We start from the raw sequence: 3,877 nt of genomic DNA, 5'->3' as shown, positions 1-3,877 counted from the left end.
ATATTCTTGAAAGAAATTTTACTGCTTCAAAGCCAAATGAGAAGTGGGTAACTGATATTACAGAATTCCAAATGTACGGGGAAAAGCTATATCTATCTCCGATATTAGACCTTTATAACGGAGAAATTATAGCTTATAGCATTAACAAGCGTCCTGTTTTTCAATTAGTTTACAAAATGTTAAAACGGGGTTTGAGCTGCTTAAATGATGGAGAGAAGCCAATTCTTCATTCGGATCAAGGCTGGCATTATCAAATGAGACAGTACCGAGAGATACTAAAACAAAATAACATTACACAAAGTATGTCCCGTAAAGGGAATTGTTTAGATAACGCAGTTATCGAAAACTTCTTTGGCTTATTAAAATCTGAATTACTATATAATGAAGAATTTAGCAGTATGGATCAGTTTATAGAGAAATTGCATGAATATATTCACTATTACAATCATGAGCGTATTAAGATAAAACTAAAAGGATTGTCCCCTGTTCAATACAGAGTCCAATCCTCTTTAGTTGCATAAAACTATTTGTCTAACTTTTTGGGTTCACTTCATAGAAGATCCTTTTTGTTATTATACTTAAAAAGAAAGGTTTAAATTATGAACATTAAGTACGTAATCGCTTCTTAGATGAAGGTATACTAAATCGAATGTCGGAAATAAGAAACACACTTCCTAAGATTATAATAAATCCAACTAGCATTCCTACTGTAATTTCTTCATTGAGGATTAAAATGCCCCATATCATTCCAAACACTGGAATTAAAAATGTAACACTTAATGTTTTTGTTGGTCCTACACGATCAATTAAATAAAAATATAATAAGTACGCAAATGCAGTACACAATAGAGCCAAACAAACTACTGCAATAACAGGCACGAGAGGAACTCTATTTGTTAAATTCGGCAAATTTATGAATGTAAAAGGAATTAAAAGAATTGAGGCACCAATTTGCTGACCTGTCGCAAGTGATAGTGGAGTATCTCCTACAAAAGTCTTTTTTGCATAAACACCTGCAAAGGCATATGAGATGGTAGAGAGTATCGCAAGGCCAATAGCAACAATTACATTACTTGTAAATGTAATCGAACTCCAACCAACTAAAAACACTACACCAACCACCCCTACTCCAATTCCTAACCATTTTCTTGGACTGAGCTTTTCTTGCATCCATCCCCATACTACCAAGGCTGTGAAAAGAGGTGTTAATGAATTAAGTATTGATGACATGGAAGCAGTTAAATAAAGTGCAGAGGTCGCAATTAATGTAAAAGGTATGGCAGCATTTAAAGCTCCTATTATCAAGTACTGTCTCCATTTCTTTCGGAAATTAAATGACTGCTTCTTACTCATTGATACATAAATAAGTAAAGCAATAGCTGCAATTGTAACTCTTCCTTCGATTGTAAGAAATGGCCCAAAAACTGGTGATGCAATTCGAATGAATAAAAAAGAACCTCCCCAAAGTGCAGCAAGACCAACTAATGCAGTAACATCCTTAATTTTCATTTTTAACACCCCTTCTAATTTCTGTTGGTGTGGAACCAGTATATTGGCGGAACATACTGGAAAAATGAGCTGAACTTTTGTAACCAAGATGATATGCAATCTCTGTAATTGTTTCCTCAGTTGTTTGCAGTTTTACTAAGGCATCTTTCATTTTCAAGTTTGTTACATACTCTAAAGGTGATAAACCTGTACTTTTTTTAAACATCCGTTGTAGATGAAATTTACTTACTCCAACGAATCGCGAGAGGTGATCTAATGTTATCGTGTTTCGATATTCATTTTCTATATAATGTTTTGCAGAAGCGATTATTTCTTCTTCATTTGAATGAATAAGATCCGGACGACATCTTTTACATGGACGATATCCTTCTTCTATTGCCAATGAAACAGTTAAATAAAATGATATATTTTCTTTTAAGGGCGTTCTTGATTTACAGGATGGTCTACAACATATTCCTGTAGACTTAACTGCATAAATAAAGTGCCCATCATATTTTTCATCACATTCCTTTACTGCATCCCACATCACTTTAACGTTCAAATCATTCATAAGTTATATTCACCTCATCTTTAGCTATTCACATTGTAGCATCAACATAGACCTTCTGCTTTCAATTTCTTGCTCTCTAATTTTAATGATTCCTAACGTAAACTAATATAGAATTACGACTATTGACCTTATTTAACTGAGGCTAAAATAAAAAACAAAAAAAAGCTCAGTTACCTGTGTTATCACAAATAACTGAGCTTTAGATATGACCCGTACGGGATTCGAACCCGTGTTACCGCCGTGAAAGGGCGGTGTCTTAACCGCTTGACCAACGGGCCAAAAAAAAAAATGGCAGAGAAGAAGGGATTCGAACCCTCGCACCGCGTTAGCGATCTACACCCTTAGCAGGGGCGCCCCTTGAGCCACTTGGGTACTTCTCTAAAATAATGGCTCCGCAGGTAGGATTCGAACCTACGACCACTCGGTTAACAGCCGAGTGCTCTACCACTGAGCTACTGCGGAATAAGCATTAAACAATATTATATAATATATATGGTGGGCCTAAATGGACTCGAACCATCGACCTCACGCTTATCAGGCGTGCGCTCTAACCAGCTGAGCTATAGGCCCATAAATATTATATTAAAAGCGGGTGATGGGAATCGAACCCACGACCGAAGCTTGGAAGGCTTCTATTTTACCATTAAACTACACCCGCATAATGGGGCGACCGATGGGAATCGAACCCACGAATGTCGGAACCACAATCCGATGCGTTAACCACTTCGCCACGACCGCCATAATGGTGCCGACTAGAGGACTTGAACCCCCAACCTACTGATTACAAGTCAGTTGCTCTACCAATTGAGCTAAGTCGGCAAGACATTAATTGAAAAATATATTTTGGTTACTAAATTTAAAAGATAAATTTAAGATGGTGGCTCGGGACGGAATCGAACCGCCGACACGAGGATTTTCAGTCCTCTGCTCTACCGACTGAGCTACCGAGCCTTCTTAAAATGGCGGTCCCGACCGGGATCGAACCGGCGATCTCCTGCGTGACAGGCAGGCATGTTAACCGCTACACCACGGGACCATTTGGTTGCGGGGACAGGATTTGAACCTGCGACCTTCGGGTTATGAGCCCGACGAGCTACCAGACTGCTCCACCCCGCGATAATTGGAACTAACTAATTTAGATCCTTGAATATTCATTTGTAAAGACCAACCATCCTAATCTCAGGATAGATTAATTTTAAAAATAAAATGGAGGAGTAAGAGGGATTCGAACCCCCGCGGGCTGTTACACCCCTGTCGGTTTTCAAGACCGATCCCTTCAGCCAGACTTGGGTATTACTCCATATTTAGTGGTGGACCTTGTAGGACTCGAACCTACGACCGGACGGTTATGAGCCGTCTGCTCTAACCAGCTGAGCTAAAGGTCCTTAATAAGTAGCGGCGGAGGGAGTCGAACCCACGACCTCACGGGTATGAACCGTACGCTCTAGCCAGCTGAGCTACACCGCCATAATAATTATTTAAGTTTTTATAAGTGGAGCCTAGCGGGATCGAACCGCTGACCTCCTGCGTGCAAGGCAGGCGCTCTCCCAGCTGAGCTAAGGCCCCATGTTTAAATGGTCGGGAAGACAGGATTTGAACCTGCGACCCCCTGGTCCCAAACCAGGTGCTCTACCAAGCTGAGCCACTTCCCGTTTAGAATTACAGGTGAAATAATATGGCGCGCCCGAAAGGACTCGAACCCATAACCTTTTGATCCGTAGTCAAACGCTCTATCCAATTGAGCTACGGGCGCATATTAAAAATGGTACCGAGGGCCGGACTCGAACCGGCACGGGTGTCACCACCCGCAGGATTTTA

The 3,877-nt window shown here is 40.3% G+C and carries 3 protein-coding genes and 16 tRNA genes; 1 reads left to right on the top strand and 18 read right to left on the bottom strand.

Annotated elements, in window-relative coordinates:
• A partial coding sequence (locus tag B7R65_RS20955) for an IS3 family transposase (protein ID WP_142288294.1) occupies positions 1 to 521 on the top strand: 521 nt, incomplete at its 5' end.
• Between the two features lie 85 nt (positions 522 to 606).
• Here B7R65_RS20955 and B7R65_RS20950 read toward each other — a convergent pair.
• The 18 genes from B7R65_RS20950 to B7R65_RS20865 all read right to left on the bottom strand — a co-directional run bounded on the left by B7R65_RS20950 (position 607) and on the right by B7R65_RS20865 (position 3,812).
• Entirely contained in the window at positions 607 to 1,509 is a 903-nt protein-coding gene (locus tag B7R65_RS20950; protein ID WP_088044719.1) for a DMT family transporter, read from the bottom strand.
• Positions 1,499 to 2,059: a bifunctional transcriptional activator/DNA repair enzyme AdaA gene (locus tag B7R65_RS20945; RefSeq protein WP_088044718.1), complete on the bottom strand. Its 561-nt coding sequence runs from the start codon at positions 2,057 to 2,059 to the stop codon at positions 1,499 to 1,501. The genes B7R65_RS20950 and B7R65_RS20945 overlap by 11 nt, the downstream gene beginning before the upstream one ends.
• Before the next feature lie 206 nt (positions 2,060 to 2,265).
• Positions 2,266 to 2,337: transfer RNA gene (locus B7R65_RS20940), tRNA-Glu, on the bottom strand.
• Positions 2,338 to 2,348: 11 nt separating this feature from the next.
• A tRNA-Ser gene (locus B7R65_RS20935) sits at positions 2,349 to 2,439 on the bottom strand.
• A gap of 7 nt (positions 2,440 to 2,446) precedes the next feature.
• A tRNA-Asn gene (locus tag B7R65_RS20930) sits at positions 2,447 to 2,521 on the bottom strand.
• A 31-nt stretch (positions 2,522 to 2,552) separates the two neighbouring features.
• Positions 2,553 to 2,629 (bottom strand) — tRNA-Ile (locus tag B7R65_RS20925).
• Between the two features lie 17 nt (positions 2,630 to 2,646).
• Positions 2,647 to 2,717 (bottom strand) — tRNA-Gly (locus B7R65_RS20920).
• A 4-nt stretch (positions 2,718 to 2,721) separates the two neighbouring features.
• Positions 2,722 to 2,797, bottom strand: a tRNA-His gene (locus tag B7R65_RS20915).
• A gap of 5 nt (positions 2,798 to 2,802) precedes the next feature.
• Positions 2,803 to 2,878, bottom strand: a tRNA-Thr gene (locus B7R65_RS20910).
• A gap of 56 nt (positions 2,879 to 2,934) precedes the next feature.
• Positions 2,935 to 3,010 (bottom strand) — tRNA-Phe (locus tag B7R65_RS20905).
• Positions 3,011 to 3,019: 9 nt separating this feature from the next.
• Positions 3,020 to 3,095 (bottom strand) — tRNA-Asp (locus tag B7R65_RS20900).
• A gap of 3 nt (positions 3,096 to 3,098) precedes the next feature.
• Positions 3,099 to 3,175 (bottom strand) — tRNA-Met (locus B7R65_RS20895).
• Positions 3,176 to 3,266: 91 nt separating this feature from the next.
• Positions 3,267 to 3,359: transfer RNA gene (locus B7R65_RS20890), tRNA-Ser, on the bottom strand.
• A gap of 8 nt (positions 3,360 to 3,367) precedes the next feature.
• A tRNA-Ile gene (locus tag B7R65_RS20885) sits at positions 3,368 to 3,444 on the bottom strand.
• Between the two features lie 8 nt (positions 3,445 to 3,452).
• Positions 3,453 to 3,526, bottom strand: a tRNA-Met gene (locus B7R65_RS20880).
• A gap of 26 nt (positions 3,527 to 3,552) precedes the next feature.
• Positions 3,553 to 3,625: transfer RNA gene (locus B7R65_RS20875), tRNA-Ala, on the bottom strand.
• A 9-nt stretch (positions 3,626 to 3,634) separates the two neighbouring features.
• Positions 3,635 to 3,711: transfer RNA gene (locus tag B7R65_RS20870), tRNA-Pro, on the bottom strand.
• 24 nt (positions 3,712 to 3,735) lie between these two features.
• Positions 3,736 to 3,812: transfer RNA gene (locus tag B7R65_RS20865), tRNA-Arg, on the bottom strand.
• Positions 3,813 to 3,877: the final 65 nt, after the last annotated feature.

The organism is Bacillus sp. EAC (assembly GCF_002156875.1).
Classification (GTDB): Bacteria; Bacillota; Bacilli; order Bacillales; family Bacillaceae_G; genus Gottfriedia.
This window is presented reverse-complemented; position numbering and strand designations above follow the sequence as displayed.

Excerpts from the sequence above, each read along its gene's own strand:
- B7R65_RS20950 (WP_088044719.1), bottom strand. The coding sequence starts at position 1,509 with ATGAAAATTAAGGATGTTACTGCATTAGTTGGTCTTGCTGCACTTTGG.
- B7R65_RS20945 (WP_088044718.1), bottom strand. The coding sequence starts at position 2,059 with ATGAATGATTTGAACGTTAAAGTGATGTGGGATGCAGTAAAGGAATGT.